This is a genomic window from Lysobacterales bacterium, from assembly GCA_016721845.1.
GTDB lineage: Bacteria > Pseudomonadota > Gammaproteobacteria > Xanthomonadales > Ahniellaceae > JADKHK01.
Genome location: JADKHK010000007.1, coordinates 1 through 21,649 on the forward strand (window position 1 = coordinate 1; position 21,649 = coordinate 21,649).

Below are 21,649 nucleotides of genomic sequence, written 5' to 3' on the forward strand. Positions count from 1 at the left end.
TGAGCGGCCGGACGTCGCGAAATTGGCTTCGACATGCCCTTCGCCCGTGAACATGTTGTAGACCGCAGTCGCGGCCTCATCGACGGTGCCGCGCCCGGAATAAAACATCTTCTTCTGGATGCGCTCGGTCTGGAACAGGGCCAATCCAATCACGGGCAATGCTGCAAGAATCAGGAGTCGGCGCAGCACTGACCAAGGCGCGGGAGGGTGGCAAGGTAATGGGCGACCGGTCTTCCCGGTACGCGTATTCGACAGCACCGGCACGGCGGTCATGATCACCCACAGCAGCAAGTCGCGGTTTCGGCGCATCATCACATAGCGCGTGGCGAAAGCCAACGCCAGAAACGACGCGGTGATGCTACCCGCCGCGAAGTTGGTGGTGTCGTACAACGTGCCCGAGGACAGTAGTCCGGTAACGGCACCTGCTGCAGCCAGGAAGATCCAAAGAAACCAAGTAATCCAGCGGTCGATGCGCTCAAGCAGTTCGGGTGTCGACGCGCAAGGTGGAAAATGCAGCGCCGACCACGAGGACGTCAACAGCATGATGCCGCTGCAGGCACCGGTTGCCTCGGCTGCCGAAAGGAGCGGTGTAGCCGATGACCCGGGCGATCCAGGGGAACCAGGCATCGACCGGAAACGTCATTCGACCGATAACTTGGTGAGCAGGTGCACCAAGGCAACCGCCAGCGGCAGCATCCAGCCGAGGAAGGACGTTCCCGTTGCAGCAGGCAAAATCATTGGCAAATAACTCGCCAACAGGCCGCCGGCAAGCGCCAGCATCGGTATGAGTACGCCCGGCGGCGTGGCGAAACCCGGGCGGCTGGGATCGACGTTACGACGCTGTACTTCATTCCGGACGCCGTGGTCGAAGGCGGGGGCGCAGGATGCGCGCGCGCGCGCCGCGAGTCAAGTGTCGGTGCGGCGTAAGGCGGCCGGCAATCGGTTAGCACTGAAAAAGGTATCCAGGCAGGGAGTTCCATGGTGACAAGCGGAGTGCCTTTCCAGCATCGCCGCGCGCTGCATGGGTTTGATCGAAACGAAGCCACATTGCCGCGCGCATCCTGTGCCACGCCGCGCGATACGCGGCAAGGCCCGGGGTGTCAGGATGATCGCCTTGCAAGGCGGCCAGCGCCCGACCGACGGAGTCGTCCGGATCAGGTCGGCGTTCAATGCCCGAGACGCGGAATATCGCCAACGCGCGGCGGTCGTAAGCCAGGGGATGTGCCAGTGCAAGTCGCGCCCAGGTCAACAAGTCTTCGCCGCTGGCAATGCCCTGGGGAAAGCCGCCTAGTGCAAGCATCGTCGATCGGTCGACGGCAACGGCTGAACTGCATATCGGCGGGTCGGATTGCGCAGCCACGTCGAAATAGTTCGACCAAAGGCTTTGATCGGCGCTTGGCGCGGTGCGGCCGAGTTTGGCCGTGTGCGTTCCTGCGCCATCGCGCCACAACGCGTATCCCGTTCCCCACCAGCGTGCGGTCGGAAAGCGCTCGCGCAGCGCCAGCACGGCCGTCAGAAAGTCAGGTCGCCAAAGGTCGTCAGCATCGAGGAAGGCGACCACCTCGCTGGTGGCATGACTCAAGCCGGCATTGCGTGCCGAGGAGACGCCATGGTTGGGCTGCGTCACCAAACGAATGCGCGCGTCCTGCACGGTCGCTGCGCGCACCTGTTCCGGTCCGCCATCGGTCGAGCCGTCATTCACGACCAGCAATTCCCAGTCACACATATCCTGCGCCTGCACTGACGCGATCGCCTCCAGTACCAGATCGGCCTTGTTGTAGAGCGGCATCACAACGCTCACGGCTGGCTTGACGGCAGCACTCACCAGATCACCACCCGCCGTTCCATAAGCGCGCCAGCAGCCCGACACCGAACCACGGACGCGGTCGCGGTTGCAGATCAAGTAGGTGTAATGCGCTTTCGACGTGACGTCGAATCGAGTAGCGCTGCGCTAGGTCGTGACCAATCTCGATCCAGTCCTGACGCTCGACGTCATCGATGGACGCGACACGCCGCAACGCTGCAGACCAGCCTCTACATCGCCGAGGGGTAACATCGTCCACGTCAAGAGGCGAGGCAAGGCGGCACGCAAGGCGCCGACGGTGCACGAACCAAGCACCGGCAGGCCACTCTGCCATGCCTCGTTGGTAACCAAGCCCCACTGTTCGTAACTGCTGGGAACCACCAATACCCGGGCATTGAGCATCCATTGTCGTGCTGTGGCATTGCTTTGTCGGCCGAGCCCAAACGACGCGTTCGGAAATGCCAAGTTCGATCGCGAGTCGCTCCAACCCGGCCCGCTCCGGGCCGTCTCCGATCACGACCAGCCGTGGCGATTCAGGCAACAGCTTCGCCACGGCGCGCAGCACGCAGTCCAGGCCTTTGCGCGCAATCAAGCGACCAACGAATAACAGGTCAGTGGTTGCACCTGCGAGTGTTGATCCTGCCTGCACTTCCGATTCCGCCACGGCATCCACGGCATACGCTTGCCGGTCGGCAGGAATGTTCAGCGTCTCGAAATACTGGCCATGCAGCCTCTCCGGCAGGAAGCCGCCATCGACATAGCCGTTGAACCAACGCTTGACGACGCGAGTCAAATGTCCGCGGCGGTCCGTGGCTGACCACGCATCGTCCATCTGAAACAACTTGCCGCCGTGATCCACCTTATGGTGCAAGGCACCCGCGCCTTCGGCGAACGCCGGGGCCGGCGCGAATACCGATGCAGCGCCAAGCGCGTGCAGTGCCTGCCGCACGGCGCGAGCCACGTGGCGCGCCGACAGCGTCAAGTAGTCGATATTGGGAAACAGCGTGACCACATGCGTGCCGGCGGGCATCGGAGTGTTGACCAAATCGCCATAACTGGAATCGATATTTGTCACTTCCAGTGCAAAACACGGCTGGCCGCATGCCGCCAACGCGGTGGCGAGCGCCGAGAAACGCGCGCGGTGATAGGGCAGCATCCGTTGATAGACGACAACGACGGGGGGCACAGTCACAGGAATGGATGGCTCAGACAGGGCGGCTGCGCCCGCCAGCAGATTTCGCGCCATCGCATCGGCGCTCAGTGCGGCTGCGGTGGCCCTCGCCTGTTCGCCGAGCTGCGCGGCCAACGCGGCATCTGCAACGAGGGCGAGGCAGGCAGCCGCAAGCGTTGCTGGATCATCATTGACCCAACGACCGTTGACATCGTGGTGGACATAAATCGCCTCCGGGCTGTGATCGGTCCGGCGCGGCAGCACCACCGGCAGCCCCATCGTCATGGCATCCAGGACATTCAGCCCCGCGACGCCCGTGACGCACAGACAGCGGCAGGCCGACAGGGCCACGAATTTGTCACGGCCGTGAAGCGGGCCGGTCAATACCAGCCAGGGCAGCGCCGCTGCACGCAGGATTGCGAGGCCGTCACCGCCACCGACGACGACGATGCGCGCTTCCGGGAGTTCGCGGCGAATCTGTTCGCCGATGAGAATGATCCACTCCGGTCGCTTGTCGCGATACCAACTGCCCAGAAAGGCGATGCAGGGCGCGTCACCCAGCGCCCATCGCGACCGAAACTCGCGGACATCGTCATGGTCGGGGTGTAGTCCTTCCGAACCGCGTGTATCCGGCGCATTCTCGACAACGCGAAGTCGTGCCAAGGGCACACCTTCGGCCAGCATCGCGGCGCGACACTGTTCGGTGTAAAGAAGATGACCCCGCGCAATCGTCAGCAGTCGCAATCGCAATTTCGCCAACGCTCGGCTCATCGGGTTCGGCTGGAAGTTTCGGCCGTGACCCCAAGTGAGCACGGGCTTGCCAACGAGGCGACGCAGCAACATTGCCGCGACATTGCTGAGGGTCCGAAATTGATCCGGAATGACCAGTACGTCGCAATCAAGCACCTTGCGCCAATCCAGGCGCTGCCATTCGATGCCACCCGGCAGCGCCCAAACCGGGAAACGCATGGCCCAAGCCACCCCACCGTGCGTGCCGCGCTTCGCGAAGGCTTCGGGCGGATCGGAGGTCCACAGTTCGAACGCGTCACCCGCCGCCTCGCACTGCGCGCGCATGCGGTCGAATACTACTTCGCGGTAGACAGGAACCAGGCGCTGTATCAACACGATCTTCATGGGCTGCGCAAGATGCCAATCCCCAGCGAAGCGCACAAGCGCTCGAGCGAACGGGTCAGCGCAGTCCGGCCAAAATGCTGCTCGACATGGCGGGCGCCAGCAGCGGCGAGTTGCCCGCACAACGCGGGATCGTCCAGCAACTTCGCCATGCCCTCCGCGAGCGCCGTGGGCGATTCCGGCGTCACCAGCAGGCCTGCCTGGCCGTGCACCATCAACTCCGGCAAGGCGCCAACCCGAGTCGCGACTGTGGCGACGCCGGTCGCCATGGCTTCGGCAGCGCTGAGTCCGAATCCTTCCTCGCGGCTCGGCACCACCGCAAGATCGAAGCCGGCGAGAGCTGAGAACACCTGAGCACGTGGCATCGGCCCGGCGAAATGCACCCGTTCGGCCATTCCAAGGTGTGCTGCCTGTTCGCGCAGCGACTGTTCCTGCGCTCCGGCGCCGACGAGCACCAGACGCAATTCTGTGCGCTGCCGAGAGAGCTGCGCGAATGCATCCATCAACACGTCTGGGCCCTTGATCACGGCAAGCCGGCCGACGTAGCCGACCAGCCGGGTGTCCTGGGGCCATCCAGCGTGTTCTCGCCATCGCGTGGGCGCGGCACTATGCGCGGCATCGGTATCGATGGCGTTGGCGATGACCGAGACGCGCATGCGCTTTGGCGCCGACGCATCACTTCCGAACAGTCCGGACGCCGTCGATTCCGAAACGCAGATCACTCGATCGCACCAATGTCCGGCCAGCCAGCGCAGTCGATGTTGCGCTTGGTCATCGAAATGCGTTGCTGCCACATGCACTGCGGCCACCAGGCGGCGCGCAAACGGTTTGGCCACGAGCAGCGGCAACAGGGTCGGCGTCAGATATTGCAGCCACACCAACGCCGGGCGCGGACCGCGCCAGAGGGCGCGCGCCAGGGCAGCCGCCAGACGCAGTTGTGCGAACAGACCCGAACCACGCCGCAAGCCGAGCCTGCACACGCGCACTTCGGCCGCCTCGAACGCCTGCAGCATGTTCGTGTCGACCTCGTCGAAGTACACGATGACCTCGACTTCAAAACCAAGCACCCGCATCGCTCTTGCCGTCTCCAGCGTTGCCACCTCCGTACCGCCTGTGAGCAGGCAGGGGATGAGGAGAGCAATTTTGTCGGTAATGGCGAGTTCGGTCATCCGGATACTTTGTCTTGAGCGTGCTCGAAGACTTGCTGTTTCGAAGGCTTCGAGCACGCATGCTCGCGCGTCGTCGCGAGATCGCTAATTCTCTTTCTTGGCAAGAAGCACCAAGGCATAGGAGATGAAGGAGTCGAAAATCGAACCGCGCTCCTTCGCTTGACGTTCTGGTTGTCCGCGCGACGACTGGATCCTGCCCGTGAGCTTCCTGAGCACATTACGCGGTGACAGAAAGCTCACCATGCGAAGACTCGAATAGAACGAATCGCCAACAAAATAGAAATTTCGGTGACCCAATTGCTTCGAGATCGATGACAGTTCCAGTCGTGAAAACGGATATTCTTCTCCGACGGCCCATCGTCCTTGTTTTTCAAGCTTCCATTTCATCAATCGATAAGGAATGTTCCAAGCGTTCGGTACCGAAATGATCGCCAAACCACCGGGCCGGACTAGATCAAAGTGACTCTCGATGATCTTTATTCTCTCCGGACCGGAAAAATGCTCGGCCGTTCCGAAAGACATCGCCACATCGAACTTTCCGTGGAGATCGCGAGATAGCTTCAGTGCATCCTGGAGAACATGGTCGGCATTGATGCCCTCTGAATCGAACATGTCCTTCGACTTTTCAAGAGCAACTTGAGAATAATCATATCGTCGGGCGTGCGCCCTCCATGGCCATCAGGGCAGAATATGTACCGATGCCAGCGCCGATTTCGATCGTTCTGAGGTCTCTGAATTCAGAAAATTCATGCTCAACGAATGCCTTAATCCTTCTCCAGCGGACGCCGCTCTTTTCAGATTCCCACGTATGCTTTATTCCATTTGCTGTGGATGTCGACCAGAGTGCATCCCACAACTGAGGCGAGTTTTCAGCGGCCATATGCACTCCAGAAAAGTGAACTTCGAGCCCTGCGGGCGATCATTCCGTGATCATCCGAGTAGAGCGCTGTCGATAGGGAATTCGTCACAACTAGAGCGATACTTCGATTGGATCATCGTAGTTGATCTGATGCATATTAAGGCCTAGCACATGCATCGCTGGATCATTCGGTGATGGCTCAAATTGGCGATGTTTCGGTACGTTTCGACCGAGCTCGATCGAAACAGACATTGCTCTGCTTCAGATCTGCCCAAACGCCGATGCTTGGTAACGCCACCACATTCCACGTCGACTCCAAGTTGTCATCCAAGAATCCGTCCGAGGAACGCATTCTGTAGATGGTGTAGTTGGACCCTAGCTCGGTCCGAAGCTCTTCGAGCGAGAATATGCGTCGAGTCGTCGCGTTGTACTCGATGATGAGCAGCGGCCAATGTTTGGATATGGTCGATCTCGCACCCCTAAGCGCCTCCAGCTCTCCGCCCTCAATGTCCAAGAGTGCCATGAGTGGCGAATCCACAGGGATATCCAAGACCTTGTCGAGCATGCACATCTTTACTGCGATCGAACCTTCAGTTTCGGCAGCTATTGTTGACGCGCTGGTCGGAGCATGACCGCGTGCGTCAAAGTGAACTTCACCCTCTGCACTGCCGACTGCGGATTGGCGAACAAAAAGCGTTCCTCGCGAGAGGAGCTTTGCAGAACGCGCGAGTGCATCGCTACTGACCGGATGTGGCTCAAAGGCGAAAACGCGTGCTACCGCTGGATGCTGGGCGAATGGAATCGCGAATTCTCCAATGCTTGCCCCAACATCGACAAACGAGACGTTGAGCCGATCGCGGAGCACACGAGCAAGAAACTGGTGCGTTTCAGGTTCATTGGCGATTCCGGCTGGAAGTAAGCAGTAACTTCGTCCGGCAGGTGGCCAGAACACAAATTTTGCGCTCGAGAACTCGAACTCGAAAGGCTCGAGCACTCGATCTGCCCACCAACCAATCGCGTACGCTCGTGTGCCGAAGGTCCGGCGAAAAAACCAGGCAAGCTTCAACCAAGTCAAATAGAGAATTCGACGCATTTGGAGTACTCCAACAATGTGCTCAAAGATACTTGCTCAAAGTGAGAGAACTTCATTTAAAGTCAGAGCCGAGCGCAATTTACTGAACTTGGCCAAGCAGCCGTCCAAGACCACCTCGACAGTTACGAAACCGGTCGAATCATCGAATCAATGCGTGTCGAATATCGGCAATGCGCCATAACCCTAACGACTTGTCGGCGAATCCACCGCCGTTTTCGGTACATGCCTCGAAATGATCTCAAAGGGCTCAGGTAAGTTGAAAGGCGGTTTCTGTAGGTTGAGTGGGCGGAAAAAGATGATGCCGAGTTCATCGTTTACCGTTCTGGACGTGAACGTCGTCGTGAGCAGGAACTTGCTCTCTGAACTGGCGATGTTGCGCAATGCTTCACGCGCATCCTTCAGGCTGAGGTGGACAAGACAGTCCCTGCAGAACACTAGGTCGACAGAAGGAATGGTGTCTTTGACGATGTCCAATGAGATGAATTCGCACGATGAGTTGCCGAACTTTTGGCGGTTCAAGTCGATCAGCTCGGGAACGATGTCTGCACCGGTGTAGCGAACGCCGGTTAGATCGACATGCTGCATCCAATACCAGTCGCCGCAGGGCGCATCGAGCATCGATTTGATGTTGTGCTCGCGCAGAAGCTCAGGAAGTTGGGCACGGATGGCCTCCGTCTGCTTCAGATCCGACCCGGAGCCGGACAGACTCGGGCTCGCACCGAAACCTCCGGCGCGAAAAATCTTCGAGAATTGATGTTGCCTGCTGCTCTTTAGAAATATCAAACCCTTGGTCCGATGCAAAACGTGCTTTGCGAAGCCAAGGATCTTGTTCTTCAAAAAAACGACGGACATGAACGTTCTCGACAGGTCAGGTGTGGCGACTGGACCACCGGTTTGTTAGCCGCCCTCGGGTCGGACTCTGCGTGCTTCCGGCGGGCGCGTAAGAATAGCGGGGTTTGTAATCACTCTGACGAACTGAGCGGATTCGCTCAGTGCGCCAACGCCACGCGATAAAAGTCCAGGTATCGCTGCGCGACCGTATCCCATCGAAATGTTGAAGCGTGATGGGCGCATCGGCTGGAGAGGTGTGCGTCGGGCGCGTGTTCGAATTGACACATCAATCCGGCCATCGCATCGATATCGTCAGGCTCGACATAAGACGCGACGTCACCTCCCACCTCCATGAGCGCGCTGTTTGCACAGGTCACAACAGGCGTACCGCACGACATCGATTCGAGAACGGGAAATCCAAAGCCTTCGTAACGTGACGGAAAGATCGTCGCGGTAGCGCCTGCGTAAAGATCAGCCAGCAACGCGTCAGTTACGCCTTGCGCAACCACTATCCGGCACGAATCGATTTCTCGGGAAAATTCTTCGAGCACGAGGCGGTCGATTCCAGGCCAGACAACGATGAAATCGTGTTCGCAACCCATCGATACTGCAAGGCGAAACGCCTTTAGGGCAGAAACGGTGTTCTTGCGCCCGGTACTGCAGGATGCCGAGAGGAAATAAGGCCGCTCCAACGAAAATCGGTGTCTCACGCGTGCAGCAGCAGCAGGCTTGTCGTCAGCACGGAATCGTGAGGCATCGACTCCCAGGGGATGACGATTACGCGCTCTGGCCGTACGCCCAGATATTCGACGATATCGCGCTTAGCACTCTCGGAAGGCGTTGCGATCAGCCTGCAAGCCTGGGCCGCTCCAGGCATCAGTTCTCGCAATGCCTGATGGCCAAGTCGGGCTTCCGGGTGCGAGAAGAAGATCGCATCGTGGATCGTCAGAACGGTGCGTTGTGGCCGATACATGGGCCCGAGATTGTGCGGAATGTGCAGAAGATCGTGGCGGGCCATAGTCTCCAGAATCGGCAGCCCGCCGCGAACGCGGTCGAAGGTCGATCCGATCGGCCAGAGCAAGTTCTTCAGCCGGATATGGGCGAAGTCGGCCGGGACAACACCTCTGAATGTCTGCGTCAGCAGAGTGATGCAAGGGTCCGCTGGTCGCAGTGCTTCGATAGCCTTGCACAGCTCCAGCGTGCTCCGCCCGATGCCGGAGAGGTGGGTTGCTCCGGTGCGTAGCACCATACTGTTGCCATCGATCAGGACTCGCATCGACCTAGCTTAACCCGACACCGCCAGTCATGTGCTCTGCAAGTCATTCATCAAATTGCTGACAATTGAAGTCAAGCCGGTGCTGTCGTTGTGAAGCGGGCTTCTGATCGCCGATAGAGGTCCAACAGAGCATCAACATGCGCGTCCACGGAAAGCACATGCGGAGCGACGTGTCCCAACGGTACGAGCAGAGAACGATCCACAACCAGTTGCTGCAGTCTTTGAGCCAAAGCGGCGCTGTCATTCGCGTTGACGATGAAGCCGTCGACACCATCGCGCACGATATCTTCAGGTCCTCCGCATCGCGACGTCACTACCGTCTTGCCAGCCAGTACCGCTTCAGCAACCGACAAACCAAAGGCCTCCGTGCAGATTGAGGGGAAAACGAGAACATCGATGTCGGCATACGCTTCCGAAATTCGTTCATGCGCTAGTTTGTCTCGCCAGATCACCGGTAGCCCACTGCTGCGATGCTTCAGTTGATTGAAGTATCGAAGCTCCCGACGGGTCGCAGCCGCGCCAAAGACGTGAAGCACGAACGCGCCTGGGTCAGGCATGATCTTCAATGCGTCGATCAGCACGTGCAGCCCTTTCACGCGGTCGATGCGTCCGATGTATCCGAGTCTAAGCTTTGTATCTGGGTTGTGCCGTATGTTCGTTGCCACTCGTGGAAGCGCGCTGCCATGTGCAAGAAGCATGACCTGTGATCTCGAGAGACCGTTGCGAAGTAGGGCGCGCTCGATGGCGATGGAAGGTGCGATGACTCGGCAGTCCGGAAGTGAAATGGAGGCGATCTCCTCCAGCTTGTCCGCTACCGAGAGCGGAACTTTCAAGGCGGGAGTGAAGTAGGGAATGCTTGGCAGAGTTCGGCAGCGATTCGCGAGCGCGGTTCGACGAGATGCGGGTAAAGCGGAAAACACCCAATTCCAAATTTGACCAGCCGGCACGAAATGCGTTGCGCACCGAATGCAAGCCGCTGGTGAAGTCGGTACATGGCATAGCCGCTCGTGATGATCCATCAACATGCCATTGGGGCAAACAATGCCGCCATGATGCGCGGTGATGAAACAGGGCAGGCTCAAATCATAGGTGGCACGAGCGGTCGCCGCTTTCCAGCCGTGGGCGTGGACGATATTAGGTGCAATCGAGCCGATTGCTTCACCAATTGCTCCTGCAGTTTGGGCGATAACGCGAGAAGTCGCGATTGCGACATCCGGATGCATGGCTATGCGCCAGACACGAACACCGCTGTCATCGACAGGGACAGGCTGACGGGCCTCGGTGTGTGCCCCCTGTTCGACGGCAAGCACATGGACGTCGATGCCGCGATTGCACAACTCACGTGCGAGTTGACGAACGTAGATTTGTCCGCCCCCATATTCCGAGAAGTAGGTGCCGGAAGCGACCAAGGCCAATCGCATGAACAACCTCGAAGGAAATCAACTGACCAAATGTTACCTAGCACGCTGCTTGGCGCGCCGTTCCATGAGTGCCAGATATAGCCAATCCGGTAGTGTGAACGATGCTATCTCACGAAGACCCAGCGCCGCTTTTGCGCGTCCACGAAATGCGAACAACAGCGGAAGTAACGCGATGCCCAACGGCCAAGGCCAGTGATACGCCGCATCTTGGGCGCGATAGAACCAGTAGCGCTTCAACAAGAATTTACGAAGCCGCCATTTATGTTCGCTCTGGCATAGTGATCGGACAGCGAGTTGGTCGCGTAGTTGCTGCAGGGCGACGACGACCGCGGCAGAAGCCAATCGCTTCCGCTTGCCGAGGTCTTCTCGTGCGTTGCCGGTGTGGACGTTGGTGACTTGGCCGGTGTGGGAGCGATACCAAACGAGTGGCTCGTTCAATCGGGCCACGTGCCCGAGGAGCAATGCGCGAAACAGCAGGATCGAATCTTCGTAGATCGCATTCTTCGGGATCGGGGGGAATTCCCGAAACAGGCGTAAGTCATACGATGCGGATGCTCCGGCGACAGGGAACCATTCTCCGTTCACATATCGTGTCAGGGTGATGATGTCGGCATATTGCTTCGTCGATGTGGTGTTCGAGGTCGTCGGTAGCTCTGCGTCCGTTCGAAACGTTCGAACATCTGAATAGACGAGACTTGCCGCCGGATCAGCTCGATACCGATCCACCAGTTTGGACACGCGGTCGGCTTGTGAAACGTCGTCGCCGGCAGCAACAACGAGGATGCGGCCTTGGGCAATTTCACCAATCATCTGGACGTGTCCGCTCAGTCCAAGATTGATTTCGTTGCGTCGGACCAGCACGCGATGCGGTCCGCGATAGGCTGCTGCAGCCGCTGCAAGTCGTTCGAACGTACCATCGGGTGAGCAGTCGTCCGACAGGATGACTTCCAGCGAAGGGTACGTTTGGCTCAGCGCGCCGGCCACAGCGCGCTCAACGAATTCCTGCTGGTTGTAGGCAAACAGTGCGAAGGTCACAAGCGGATACTGCTCGGTCTCGAGACCTAGCGTCGAATGAACGTCAGCTTCCGCCGAACTTTGGCTCATTGCGTCAACTCCTCACCGCACGCGCGAGTCCCGGTACCCGTCTCATCCACACCACCAGCCGATGCTCTTTGCCAAGTCGATGCGCCAAGCCTCGCAAGCACCACAGGCAACCCACAGCGGCAATGGCGCAACCGAGAAGCGCTGCCGGTAGTTCAGGCAGGAAGCGATTGACCACAAACGCAACCGTGACGAGCAGTGCGGACATCATCATCATTCGCACGACAGGTGGCGACCAGCGGAACCCGATCAGGCGATGTCCCACCCATGCCATGCCAGCGGTATACAAGACATAACAAATCGCGAAGCTATATGCGGCCCCGACAATTCCGTATCGCGGCACTAGCCAAGCCACTAATGCAGTTTGAATCGCGAGAAATACCGCTTCGGTTGTGATGTACCAGCGGCCCACACCTTCAGCCAATTGGATGTAACCAAGCGGCCACGACAACACCCGTCCGAACACCCCCAACACCATCCACGCCAGCACATCGGCGGCAGATGCGAACTCGGCAGAGTACAGCGCCCACACCACCCACTTGGCCAAGGCGAGTGTGCCCAGCAGGCCCGGCAAGGCCAGCAGAATGCCGATCTCGGTCTGCTCGTTCACTGCGCGAATCGCCGCCTCTCGGTCGTGGATCACCGAAGTCAGGCGCGGATAGAAATCCGTCCCCATCGCGCTCAGCACGAAGCCGGCAAACATCCCCGAAAGAGCCCATGCGGCCTGATACAGGCCGGCGGCATCCACGCCCAGTTGCCGGCTGATCAGGGTGCGGGTGTACAGGTCGACCAGCAGGGTCAACACGCTGCTCCACATCATCGCGATGCCGAGGCCAATGATCGGCCGCGCTTCGGTCATGGCATCCGACCATTGCATGGCCACCGGCGCAACGTGAATGCGGCGAGCGAACCACCAACTCAGACCCAGCGACACGGCTGCATTCGCCAACAGAACCGGGACGATGCCGCGCTCTCGCAACCAGGCATAGAGGGCGATGGTCACGACCGTGTTGAGTACTGCGGCGGCCACCTGCATGCGGGCGATGTCGCCGATGCGACGCAACCCCTGCAACAGGGCGCTCTGGCCGCCGCTGATGGCATTCATTAGCAGCATCGCGCCCAGAATCGCTAGCGCCAACACGTGCTCGGATGACTCGAACATCAGCCTGCTCAAGGGCAGGGCCAATGCAACACTGAAGAGCCAGCCGACAAGGCCGGTAAGCCAGCACAGACGCTGCAGCATCCGTACGGTGCGCGCAATCGCGAGCGGATCTTCCTGTCCTTCCGCCTGGGCAATGGCACGCACCGCACTGCCTTGAATACCTAACCCGGTCACGGTGCCTATCAGTCCGACGGCCGACATGTACAAGCCGATGACCCCCACGCCCGCTGGCCCCAACAGCACGGCCACCACTTTCACCCGCAGCACACTCACCAGATAGCTGATCGCCTGCGCACCGCCCATGATGGACGAAGATCGCAGGATCTGACCGTAGGAACTTCTGGAATTCACCGGATTCTCACGCTCATCAAGAGCTGCCGCCAGAGCAGCTATGAATCTTGGTTTCGTAAGCATTGCACCCGATGCGCTGAGATGATCGTCATCGATAAAAACTGGCGTTCCAGTATCCAGCACCAAAAGATTCGATTCCTGATCTTCGTACAAATCGCGGGTGTGCACCACGTCGCAACCTTGCAGGCAACCCAATTCCAACAGGCGGATTGTTTCGAGTTCGTCGGTTTTCCTCATTTGGTCCGTCAGTCCGGAAAATGCACGCCCATGAGCATCCGAATTGATACCAAGGTAGGCCATGTAACTCGGTGCGTTGCGATCGCCGATGGAAAAATCCGGGGCATCCTCGACCAATAGCACCTTACTCCCCCTCAAAACCATTTCGCGTATCAAAGGAGCGGCGACGGGAACAGTCCCCGTACTCCAAGCTGATCCGATGACCACCACGCGCGGCCTGTCTCGCCTGATCATCTCCAGTCGCGCACGATTGAACGCGGACCACTGGTGCTTACTGAAGAATATCCCGTCGCGTGTTGCGTCGGGTTTCGCCGGATCAAAGAATACTGGCGTTCCGTCAGCGACCATGTATCTGACGTTTAACCGCAACTCCCGAGCGGCGGCATCGATCGCAGGCGCCCACATCAGGCCATGCGAGTCACCCAGAACGAGGATGTCAAGTTTCTTGCCCTCGCCATGACGATGTTCGATGCCGTGAAGGTATGCCTCTTCACGGCCCGGCGGCCGTGGCGTGACATCGACACCACGCATCCGGCGGCGTACAAACTCTGGCCATGCTTGAACAGGATTGACGCTAAAACGCTCACCGTCCCATCGAGCAGTTCGGAACTCTAAGTTGCGTTCGCTACTGTTGAAATCTCTTAGCGAATAAATCAACAGCGCCGAACCAATTGTGCAAATTAGCAATCCAATTGGAATCCAGCGACGGCGATCATGGCGGATAGGGCTTTCGATGTATCGCCAAGAGACCCATCCTAGAATAAGGCTGCCAGTGAAGTAGAACGCTGGCGAGATCGCAATCCGGTGCCTGACCTCGACGGCCTGACCTAATACGATGATAGGCCAGTGCCATAGATAGACCGAGTACGAGATCAAGCCGATCAAGATGACGGGGCGTGTGGTCAGACGTAGTCGAGCGAAGGCCAATGGAGATCCGGCCATGACGACTAATGTCGCACCCGATACAGCAAATACCGCACCAGCAGCTTGCGCATGTTCCGTAGCAAAAACGTAGGCTCCAAGCACCATACTCAAGCCAGACAGCGACATGAACGTCGATGCTGATTTCCCCGGCAAGTGACGAAGATTGGCGGCGGCTGCGACACCACCAGCCAGCAATTCCCATCCGCGCGTGGGCAACAAGTAGAACGCTGCGGCAGGTGATCGCTGCAAAGCAATCGCATAGAGCATCACACTCGCAACAAGACCAGCAAGCAACAGCATCCATTCGCGCTTTTTTGTAAGTCGCCATACAAGCAGCAAGGCGACCGGATAAAGCACATAGAACTGCTCTTCGACACCCAGAGACCAAGTATGAAGGAACGGCGAACTGGTGGCGTCTGCACTCCAGTAACCGCCGTAATTTCGCCAATGCGTGATGTTTCCAACCGAAAGCAGAGCGCCAGCTGCGTTCATGGCCAGCATGTATCGGTCTGGTGCGTAGATTAAGACATGCCCTGCGATGAAGGTGGCCAAGACCACGACCAACAGTGCGGGAAGAATTCGAAGAATGCGGCGCCGCCAGAACGCTGGAAGATCGAGTCCAGCTCCACTTAAGTCACGTAGCAGAAGCCCGGTAATCAGGTATCCAGAGATGACGAAGAACACGTCGACACCAAGGAATCCTCCGGGTAACCAGCCTGTGCCCAAATGGAACAACACGACCGGCAGCACAGCGAACGCGCGCAACGCATCGATGTCGGGACGATAGTTAACGTCCGGCGCCGCGCTCATGTGCCGACGCGAATTGCGTCCATCACAGTCTTCGTCTGCGCACCGTCTTGATGCGGCCCCATCGGCACACTCAGCACTTCGTCGGCTATGCGTGATGCGATCGGGAAGGCATCGATCGCGAAACCGGCTTGGGCATAGGCCTGTTGCCGGTGCGGCGGGATCGGGTAATGAATCAGCGTGCCGATGCCGGCTTCGGTCAGACGCGCCTGCAGCACGTTGCGCTGCGGGTGTCGGACCACGAACAGATGCCAGGCCGGTTCGGCGAAGTCCGCCACCTGCGGCAATTGCAGGGCGGTGTCGCGCAGTCCCTCGACATAGGTTCGCGCGATGTCGGCGCGGCGCGCATTCCAGGCATCGAGATGCTGCAACTTGACGCGCAGGACTGCCGCCTGGAGCGGGTCGAGGCGGCTGTTATAGCCCTGGACTTCGTTGACGTATTTCACGCGCGAACCGTAGTTCCGCAACACCCGAATGCGATCCGCGATGGCCGGATCGTTGGTCGTCACGGCACCGGCGTCTCCGAGCGCGCCGAGGTTCTTTCCGGGGTAGAAACTCCAGGCCACCGCGTCGCCATGGCCGCCGATGCGCCGGCCCTTGTAGCGCGCGCCGTGGGCCTGCGCCCCGTCTTCCAGCACGCGCAGGCCGTGCTGGCGCGCAATGGCCAGGATGGGGTCCATGTCAGCAGGCTGGCCGTACAGATGCACGGGCAGGATGACCTTGGTGCGCGGCGTGATGGCCGCTTCGATCAGGCCCGGATCGATGTTGTAGGTCGCCTCGTCCGGTTCGACCGGCACCGGCGTCGCGCCGCACTGGCTGACCGCGAGCCAGGTTGCGATGTAGGTGTTCGACGGAACGATGACTTCATCGCCCGGGCCCACGTCCATCGCGCGCAGTGCGAGGTGCAGCGCATCCAGCCCGTTCGCGAGGCCGATGCAGTGCTGCGCGTCGACGTAGCTCGCGAACTCCGCTTCGAAGGCGTCGACTTCAGGGCCGAGGATGTACCAACCCGACGCGACGACGCGCATGACGGCAGCGTCGATTTCTGTCTTCAGCTCTCGGTAGGCGGCGCCGATGTCGAGGAACGGAACGGACGTCATGAGATGCCCTGAGCGCGCAGGTAGTCGTCGTAGTCGCGGTAGTAATCGTCTTCCCGTATCGGTTGGACGCCAGCACCATGCACACCGAGCCCGACGAAAATTGTCGAGCCCGCGCCAGATCATCGGACAGACATACAAGCCCTGGTAGGAACGGTTGAGGTGGAAGCGCTTCTTGTCTCTGCCGTCATTCAATACGACATCGAAGCTACCGGACATGGCCACGATCAATTGATGCAATGCCTTGTGCGCATGCCCGCCGCGCTCGGCGCCGCCAGGTACATCGTAGAGGTAATAAACGCGCTGAATCTCGAAAGGCACGTGTCGGCCACCCTCGATGAAGGTGAGGTTGCCGCGGGCGTCATGGATTTTGGGGAGATCCAGAATCTTGCACTCGCTAATTTGCATCGTGTGCGTCTCCAACGACTCGAGCAGGATTCCCAAGGACGAGCTTGCCCGGTGGTACGTCTCGGGTCACCACAGATCCGGCCCCGACCATCGCGCCATTCCCGATCACTAACCCAGGCAAGACTACTGCGCCAGCTCCAATCGAGGCGCCAGAACCCACGGTCGTGAGCAACGCCTCGAACCCGCGATTGCCGCTACGAGGCCAACGGTCATTCGTGAATGTCGCATTCGGGCCGATGAAGACGTCATCGCCGACGCGCAAACCATCCCACAACTGCACGCCATTCTTGATCGTGACCCGATCGCCTACGACGACGTCGTTCTCGATGAAGCAATGCGAGCAGACATTGCAGTCCACACCAATGCGCGCGCCCGGTAATGCGACGACGTACTGCCAGACCTTGGTGCCATTGCCGATCTGGGTGGTCTGCACGTCGGCCAAGGGGTGGATGAAGACACTGGTTTCAGCGGTCATGCGGAAGCCTCGGAGCGGTCGCGAGCCGGGGCTCGCTCCTACAGGGGTGATTGGGGGTGAGGGTTTGTAGTTTGGCTGGGTTGGGATCGGACGGGAAAGCATCGCGACCCGTGGGTCGCTCCTACAAGGGCCGGGTGCGCCGGAACGGGCGAACCGTCGGCCACGCCGCCGGTGTCCAGCGGCACAGGTCACGATTCGTCCACGTGCTCGGGGTGGCGATCAGTCGCCGCACGATTGAGTCGGGGTGATGGTGGGTGGCGACGTGTTCCGCACCCTGCGTGGCGAGTGCGACACGTCGATCGGAGGTCGCGGCCTGCAGCAGCGCCATCAGCGTGTGTCCCGGAAAGACCGGCGTGTCGTCGACGAACCGCGCCAGCGTGCAGCGTTCGGTGTCGTGCAGCCAGCGATAGCGGTAATGATCGGGCAGGTCGACATGGCCGGGATCGATCAGCGCGGTCGGCACGCCGGCGAGGGCGCCTTCGAGTGCGGACAAGCCCATCGACAGGTGCAGGTCCGAGCGATCGGACAGGCGATCGCGCAGCGCCGCACCGTAGAGGCCGAGGTGATAGTTCACGTCGGTGTTGGCGCCGCGCACGGTGTCGATCATCGCCGCGAACGGGCCCGCGTGGTCGGTGTACACATCGAGTTCGAAGCGGCCGTCGAGCTGCGCGAGGTCGCGCAGCAGGCGTCGCACCGGCCATATCTTCCAGGCGTTGTCGCTGCGGCCGATGTAGGACAGCACCGTGACCGGACGCGATGCGGCGGCGCGCGGCGTGCGGCGGTCGGACACGTCGAAGGGCAGGGCGAGGATCGGCGTGTGCGCATCGCCGCCGACGAAGCCGTCGATGGCATCGGCGGTCGCGCCATCCATCGCGAGCAATGCCTGTTGCCGCAGCAGCCGGCGGATCAGGCCGCGATTGAGCGCATCGGCGAGCGGGCTGCGACCGAACAGGCGGCGCTCGCCGACGTGGTTCCAGGCCGTCACCAGCGTGTCGAGGATGCCCCAGACCAGCGCGCGCCCGGGCAGGTGCGCCACGCGCGGCAACCACGGCGTGCGGCCGAAGTGCACGAACAGGTCGTCGTGGGCGGTGCGGAATCCGTGCAGCTCTTCTTCCGTCACCAAGGTGTGCGGCACCGCGAGTTCGTTCAGGCGTCGCGCCACGAAGGCGTCGCGCGAACCCATCAACACCGCGGGGATGCCGAGCACCGCGTGGGCGTGGCGAACGATATCGATGACCAGCGTCTCGGCGCCGCCGGGACGCGGATGGGTGATGCCGGGAAACAGAATCCTCATGGACCGGTGGCGCCGCGGGTACGCATCAGGCCGCGTAGTACCCGCGATACCAGTGCACAAAGTTCGCGATGCCGTCTTCGACCGATACGACCGGGCGATATCCGACGTTCGCGATCAGTTCCGACACATCGGCTTCGGTGTCGGGCACGTCGCCGGGCTGCAGCGGCAGCAGCTGCATGATCGCCTTGCGGCCGAGGCTGTGTTCCAGCACCTCGATGTAGCGCAGCAGCTCGACGGGCTGTTCGTTGCCGATGTTGAAGATGCGGTACGGCGCGACGCCGCTGGTTGCCGGATCGGGTGCAGCGCCGTTCCAGTCCGTGTTCTTCGCGGGTGGATGGTCGAGCGTGCGGATCACACCTTCGACGATGTCGTCGACATAGGTGAAGCTGCGCTTGTGGCGGCCGTGGTTGAACACGCGGATCGGTTCGCCGGCCAGGATCGCCTTGGTGAACAGGAACAACGCCATGTCCGGTCGGCCCCAGGGACCGTAGACGGTGAAGAAGCGCAGGCCGGTGCAGGGCGTGCCATACAGATGCGCGTAGCTGTGCGCCATCATCTCGTTGGCTTTCTTGGTCGCCGCGTACAGCGTCAGCGGATGTTCGGTCGGCTGGTGTTCCGAGAACGGCATGGCCGTGTTCGCACCGTACACCGAACTGGTCGAGGCGTAGACCAGGTGCTCGACCCCGTTGTGCCGGCAGCCCTCCAGGATGTGCAGGAAGCCGGTGACATTGCTGCTCACGTACACATGCGGATTCTCGGCCGCGTAACGCACCCCGGCCTGCGCCGCCAGGTTCACCACCCGCGTCGGCCGGTGCGTCGCGAAACAGGCCTCGACCGCCGCACGATCGGCCAGGTCCGCGTGCACATGCACGTAGTTCGGATGATCCGCGAACCGCGCCAAGCGCGCGCGCTTCAGGTTCACGTCGTAGTAGTCGTTGAGATTGTCGAGCCCGATCACGCGTTCGCCCCGCGCCAGCAGCCGCATCGCGACGTTCGATCCGATGAATCCGGCGGTGCCGGTGACGAGGGTGGTCATGGTGGAATGTTATTCGGTTTTTTCGGATTCGCGGGCCGACGCATTTGCAGGAGAGTCGCGAGCCGGGGCTCGCTCCTACAGGTCGGGGGTTGACGCTCTTGTAGGAGCGAGCCCCTGCTCGCGACCGCCCTGGCGATCGACCAAACCCGACATTTCGCAGCGCATGTTCCGACGGCGTCGCAGGCGTCGCGATGCATCGCTGCGGCATCGTGAACGGATGGAACAGCTCACCGGAAACGGTCATTCTGCATTGCGCCGCGGCCGGATGTCGGTGCCGGGCGCGGTGTATCTGGTGACGACGGTCGTTCGCAGTCGTGCGCCACTATTTTGCGACGCTGCGTTGGCGAATGCGGTGTGCGACTTGCATGGCCTGCCGAGGACGTTTCTGGATGCGACGGTCATGGCGTGGGTGTTGATGCCGGACCATTGGCATGGCGTGCTGCAGCTGAACCAGTATTCGCTGTCGCGTGTCATTCAGACATTCAAGTCGCTCAGCGCTCGGCAGGTTCAGGCAATGCGTTCGACATCGGGTCCGGTTTGGCAACACGCGTTCCACGATCGCGCGATCAGGAACGAACGTGAATTCCTGCTGGCGCTGCGCTACGTGCATGACAATCCGGTTCGCGCGGCATTGTGTGCAATGGCGGAGGATTATCCGTACATGGGAGGTCGCGGGTCGGCGCATTTGTAGGAGAGCGGTCGAGAGCCAGAGCGGTCGCGAGCCGGGGCTCGCTCCTACAGGTCGAGGGTTGATGCTCTTGTAGGAGCGAGCCCCGGCTCGCGACCGCTCTGGCTCGCAACCACCCCGGCTCGCGACCGCTCTGGCTCGCAACCACCCCGGCCCGCGACCGCTCTGGCTCGCAACCACCCCGGCCCGCGACCGCTCTGGCTCGCAACCACCCCGGCTCGCAACCACCCACCTATCGATACCCATCCGGATTCGCGGATTGCCAGCGCCAGGTGTCGGTACACATGTCGGCCAGGGTGCGCGTGGCGGTCCATGCGAGTTCGCGGGTGGCGCGTGCGGGATTGGCGTAGAGGATGGCGACATCGCCGGGGCGGCGTGCACCGATGCGATACGGCACGGCGCGACCGCTGGCGGCTTCGAAGGCGCGCACCAGTTCGAGCACGCTGTGGCCGCGGCCGGTGCCGAGATTGAATACATGCGCGCCGGTGCGGTGCTGAACAAACTCGAGCGCGCGGGCGTGGGCGTCGGCCAGGTCCATCACATGCAGATAGTCGCGCACGCCGGTGCCGTCGGGCGTCGGGTAATCATTGCCATACACGTTGAGGTGATCGCGGCGGCCGACGGCGACCTGCGCGACGTAAGGCATCAGGTTGTTGGGCGGGCCGATCGGGTCTTCGCCGATGCACCCGCTCGGATGCGCCCCGACCGGATTGAAATAACGCAGCAGTACGGCGCCGAAGTCCGGGTCGGCTGCGCACAGGTCGCGGATCAGGTCTTCCATCACCAGTTTGGTGCGGCCGTACGGATTGGTGACGCCCAGCGGCGCATCCTCATCGACCGGCATCGATGCGGCGGCGCCGTAGACGGTGGCCGATGAACTGAACACCAGCCGTCGCGTGCGGTGTTCGCGCATCGCTTGCAACAGCGCGATGGTGCCGCCGATATTGTGGTCGAAATAGCGCAACGGCTGTTCGCAGCTTTCGCCGACGGCTTTCAACGCCGCGAAATGAACAACCGCGTCGATGCCGCCGCTGAAGGCGCGGGCAAGGTCGCCGGCGTTGCGCACATCCCCTTCGACGAAGCGCAGCGCGCGCCCGCTGATCTCCTGCACCCGCCGCAACGACTCGGCCGAGGCATTGCAGAGGTTGTCGAGCACGACGATCTCGTGCCCTGCCGCCAGCAGCACCACGCAGGTGTGGCTGCCGATATAACCCGCCCCGCCGGTGACCAGAATCTTCATGGGCGGATCCTAGTAGGAGCGAGCCCCGGCTCGCGACCGCTGCGGGCTTCTCATGCGCCAGAACCAGAGCCCAG

At 60.7% G+C, this 21,649-nt stretch carries 20 protein-coding genes; 1 reads left to right on the forward strand and 19 read right to left on the reverse strand.

Annotated elements, in window-relative coordinates; all coding sequences use genetic code 11:
- The 18 genes from IPP28_04485 to IPP28_04570 all read right to left on the reverse strand — a co-directional run.
- A partial coding sequence (locus tag IPP28_04485) for a hypothetical protein (GenBank protein MBL0040303.1) occupies positions 1-543 on the reverse strand: 543 nt, incomplete at its 3' end.
- A gap of 96 nt (positions 544-639) precedes the next feature.
- A complete protein-coding gene (locus IPP28_04490) occupies positions 640-780 on the reverse strand; it encodes a hypothetical protein (GenBank protein ID MBL0040304.1) in 141 nt (46 codons plus the stop codon).
- A 163-nt stretch (positions 781-943) separates the two neighbouring features.
- Positions 944-1,825 (reverse strand): glycosyltransferase family 2 protein, encoded by an 882-nt coding sequence (locus IPP28_04495; protein ID MBL0040305.1) that lies wholly within the window; start codon positions 1,823-1,825, stop codon positions 944-946.
- 4 nt (positions 1,826-1,829) lie between these two features.
- Complete coding sequence (locus IPP28_04500) at positions 1,830-4,109, reverse strand: glycosyltransferase (protein ID MBL0040306.1); 2,280 nt, start codon at positions 4,107-4,109, stop codon at positions 1,830-1,832.
- On the reverse strand, positions 4,106-5,179 hold the full coding sequence (locus IPP28_04505) for a glycosyltransferase family 4 protein (protein MBL0040307.1): 1,074 nt from the start codon (positions 5,177-5,179) through the stop codon (positions 4,106-4,108). The genes IPP28_04500 and IPP28_04505 overlap by 4 nt, the downstream gene beginning before the upstream one ends.
- Before the next feature lie 180 nt (positions 5,180-5,359).
- Positions 5,360-5,887 carry a class I SAM-dependent methyltransferase gene (locus tag IPP28_04510; protein ID MBL0040308.1) on the reverse strand — a complete coding sequence of 176 codons (528 nt, stop codon included), beginning with the start codon at positions 5,885-5,887 and terminating at the stop codon, positions 5,360-5,362.
- Positions 5,888-5,921: 34 nt separating this feature from the next.
- Positions 5,922-6,155, reverse strand: coding sequence for a hypothetical protein (locus IPP28_04515; GenBank protein ID MBL0040309.1), 234 nt, complete (start codon positions 6,153-6,155; stop codon positions 5,922-5,924).
- A 178-nt stretch (positions 6,156-6,333) separates the two neighbouring features.
- Positions 6,334-7,227 (reverse strand): FkbM family methyltransferase, encoded by an 894-nt coding sequence (locus tag IPP28_04520; protein MBL0040310.1) that lies wholly within the window; start codon positions 7,225-7,227, stop codon positions 6,334-6,336.
- 183 nt (positions 7,228-7,410) lie between these two features.
- On the reverse strand, positions 7,411-8,079 hold the full coding sequence (locus tag IPP28_04525; protein ID MBL0040311.1) for a class I SAM-dependent methyltransferase: 669 nt from the start codon (positions 8,077-8,079) through the stop codon (positions 7,411-7,413).
- Between the two features lie 137 nt (positions 8,080-8,216).
- Complete coding sequence (locus IPP28_04530) at positions 8,217-8,750, reverse strand: glycosyltransferase (protein MBL0040312.1); 534 nt, start codon at positions 8,748-8,750, stop codon at positions 8,217-8,219.
- Positions 8,751-8,764: 14 nt separating this feature from the next.
- Complete coding sequence (locus IPP28_04535) at positions 8,765-9,334, reverse strand: glycosyltransferase (GenBank protein MBL0040313.1); 570 nt, start codon at positions 9,332-9,334, stop codon at positions 8,765-8,767.
- A gap of 71 nt (positions 9,335-9,405) precedes the next feature.
- Complete coding sequence (locus IPP28_04540) at positions 9,406-10,755, reverse strand: glycosyltransferase (GenBank protein ID MBL0040314.1); 1,350 nt, start codon at positions 10,753-10,755, stop codon at positions 9,406-9,408.
- A 33-nt stretch (positions 10,756-10,788) separates the two neighbouring features.
- Entirely contained in the window at positions 10,789-11,859 is a 1,071-nt protein-coding gene (locus tag IPP28_04545) for a glycosyltransferase (GenBank protein MBL0040315.1), read from the reverse strand.
- Between the two features lie 4 nt (positions 11,860-11,863).
- Positions 11,864-15,340 (reverse strand): acyltransferase family protein, encoded by a 3,477-nt coding sequence (locus IPP28_04550; GenBank protein ID MBL0040316.1) that lies wholly within the window; start codon positions 15,338-15,340, stop codon positions 11,864-11,866.
- Positions 15,337-16,857, reverse strand: a complete 1,521-nt coding sequence (locus tag IPP28_04555; GenBank protein MBL0040317.1) for an aminotransferase class I/II-fold pyridoxal phosphate-dependent enzyme — start codon at positions 16,855-16,857, stop codon at positions 15,337-15,339. Before IPP28_04555 ends, IPP28_04550 begins: the two co-directional genes overlap by 4 nt.
- Complete coding sequence (locus tag IPP28_04560) at positions 16,832-17,317, reverse strand: N-acetyltransferase (GenBank protein MBL0040318.1); 486 nt, start codon at positions 17,315-17,317, stop codon at positions 16,832-16,834. The genes IPP28_04555 and IPP28_04560 overlap by 26 nt, the downstream gene beginning before the upstream one ends.
- 121 nt (positions 17,318-17,438) lie before the next feature.
- Entirely contained in the window at positions 17,439-18,611 is a 1,173-nt protein-coding gene (locus tag IPP28_04565) for a hypothetical protein (GenBank protein ID MBL0040319.1), read from the reverse strand.
- 25 nt (positions 18,612-18,636) lie between these two features.
- The gene (locus IPP28_04570; GenBank protein ID MBL0040320.1) at positions 18,637-19,647 is read right to left on the reverse strand and encodes an NAD-dependent epimerase; all 1,011 of its coding nucleotides are present in this window, start codon (positions 19,645-19,647) and stop codon (positions 18,637-18,639) included.
- On the opposite strand from IPP28_04570, the gene IPP28_04575 reads away from it, so the two are divergent.
- On the forward strand, positions 19,646-20,338 hold the full coding sequence (locus tag IPP28_04575; GenBank protein MBL0040321.1) for a transposase: 693 nt from the start codon (positions 19,646-19,648) through the stop codon (positions 20,336-20,338). The genes IPP28_04570 and IPP28_04575 overlap by 2 nt on opposite strands.
- Before the next feature lie 229 nt (positions 20,339-20,567).
- Here the strand turns inward: IPP28_04575 and galE are convergent, their stop codons facing one another.
- Complete coding sequence (gene galE, locus IPP28_04580) at positions 20,568-21,575, reverse strand: UDP-glucose 4-epimerase GalE (GenBank protein ID MBL0040322.1); 1,008 nt, start codon at positions 21,573-21,575, stop codon at positions 20,568-20,570.
- Between the last annotated feature and the right edge of the window lie 74 nt (positions 21,576-21,649).

What these genes read in the sequence shown, in the direction of transcription:
- IPP28_04540 (MBL0040314.1), bottom strand. Translation starts at nt 10,755, where the DNA reads ATGCGATTGGCCTTGGTCGCTTCCGGCACCTACTTCTCGGAATATGGG.
- IPP28_04575 (MBL0040321.1), top strand. Translation starts at nt 19,646, where the DNA reads ATGGTGGAATGTTATTCGGTTTTTTCGGATTCGCGGGCCGACGCATTT.
- IPP28_04490 (MBL0040304.1), bottom strand. Translation starts at nt 780, where the DNA reads ATGCTGGCGCTTGCCGGCGGCCTGTTGGCGAGTTATTTGCCAATGATT.
- IPP28_04535 (MBL0040313.1), bottom strand. Translation starts at nt 9,334, where the DNA reads ATGCGAGTCCTGATCGATGGCAACAGTATGGTGCTACGCACCGGAGCA.
- IPP28_04500 (MBL0040306.1), bottom strand. Translation starts at nt 4,109, where the DNA reads ATGAAGATCGTGTTGATACAGCGCCTGGTTCCTGTCTACCGCGAAGTA.
- IPP28_04550 (MBL0040316.1), bottom strand. Translation starts at nt 15,340, where the DNA reads ATGAGCGCGGCGCCGGACGTTAACTATCGTCCCGACATCGATGCGTTG.
- IPP28_04570 (MBL0040320.1), bottom strand. Translation starts at nt 19,647, where the DNA reads ATGACCACCCTCGTCACCGGCACCGCCGGATTCATCGGATCGAACGTC.
- IPP28_04515 (MBL0040309.1), bottom strand. Translation starts at nt 6,155, where the DNA reads ATGGCCGCTGAAAACTCGCCTCAGTTGTGGGATGCACTCTGGTCGACA.
- IPP28_04510 (MBL0040308.1), bottom strand. Translation starts at nt 5,887, where the DNA reads ATGTTCGATTCAGAGGGCATCAATGCCGACCATGTTCTCCAGGATGCA.
- IPP28_04505 (MBL0040307.1), bottom strand. Translation starts at nt 5,179, where the DNA reads ATGCGGGTGCTTGGTTTTGAAGTCGAGGTCATCGTGTACTTCGACGAG.
- IPP28_04560 (MBL0040318.1), bottom strand. Translation starts at nt 17,317, where the DNA reads ATGACCGCTGAAACCAGTGTCTTCATCCACCCCTTGGCCGACGTGCAG.
- IPP28_04565 (MBL0040319.1), bottom strand. Translation starts at nt 18,611, where the DNA reads ATGAGGATTCTGTTTCCCGGCATCACCCATCCGCGTCCCGGCGGCGCC.
- IPP28_04525 (MBL0040311.1), bottom strand. Translation starts at nt 8,079, where the DNA reads ATGTCCGTCGTTTTTTTGAAGAACAAGATCCTTGGCTTCGCAAAGCAC.
- IPP28_04520 (MBL0040310.1), bottom strand. Translation starts at nt 7,227, where the DNA reads ATGCGTCGAATTCTCTATTTGACTTGGTTGAAGCTTGCCTGGTTTTTT.
- galE (MBL0040322.1), bottom strand. Translation starts at nt 21,575, where the DNA reads ATGAAGATTCTGGTCACCGGCGGGGCGGGTTATATCGGCAGCCACACC.
- IPP28_04545 (MBL0040315.1), bottom strand. Translation starts at nt 11,859, where the DNA reads ATGAGCCAAAGTTCGGCGGAAGCTGACGTTCATTCGACGCTAGGTCTC.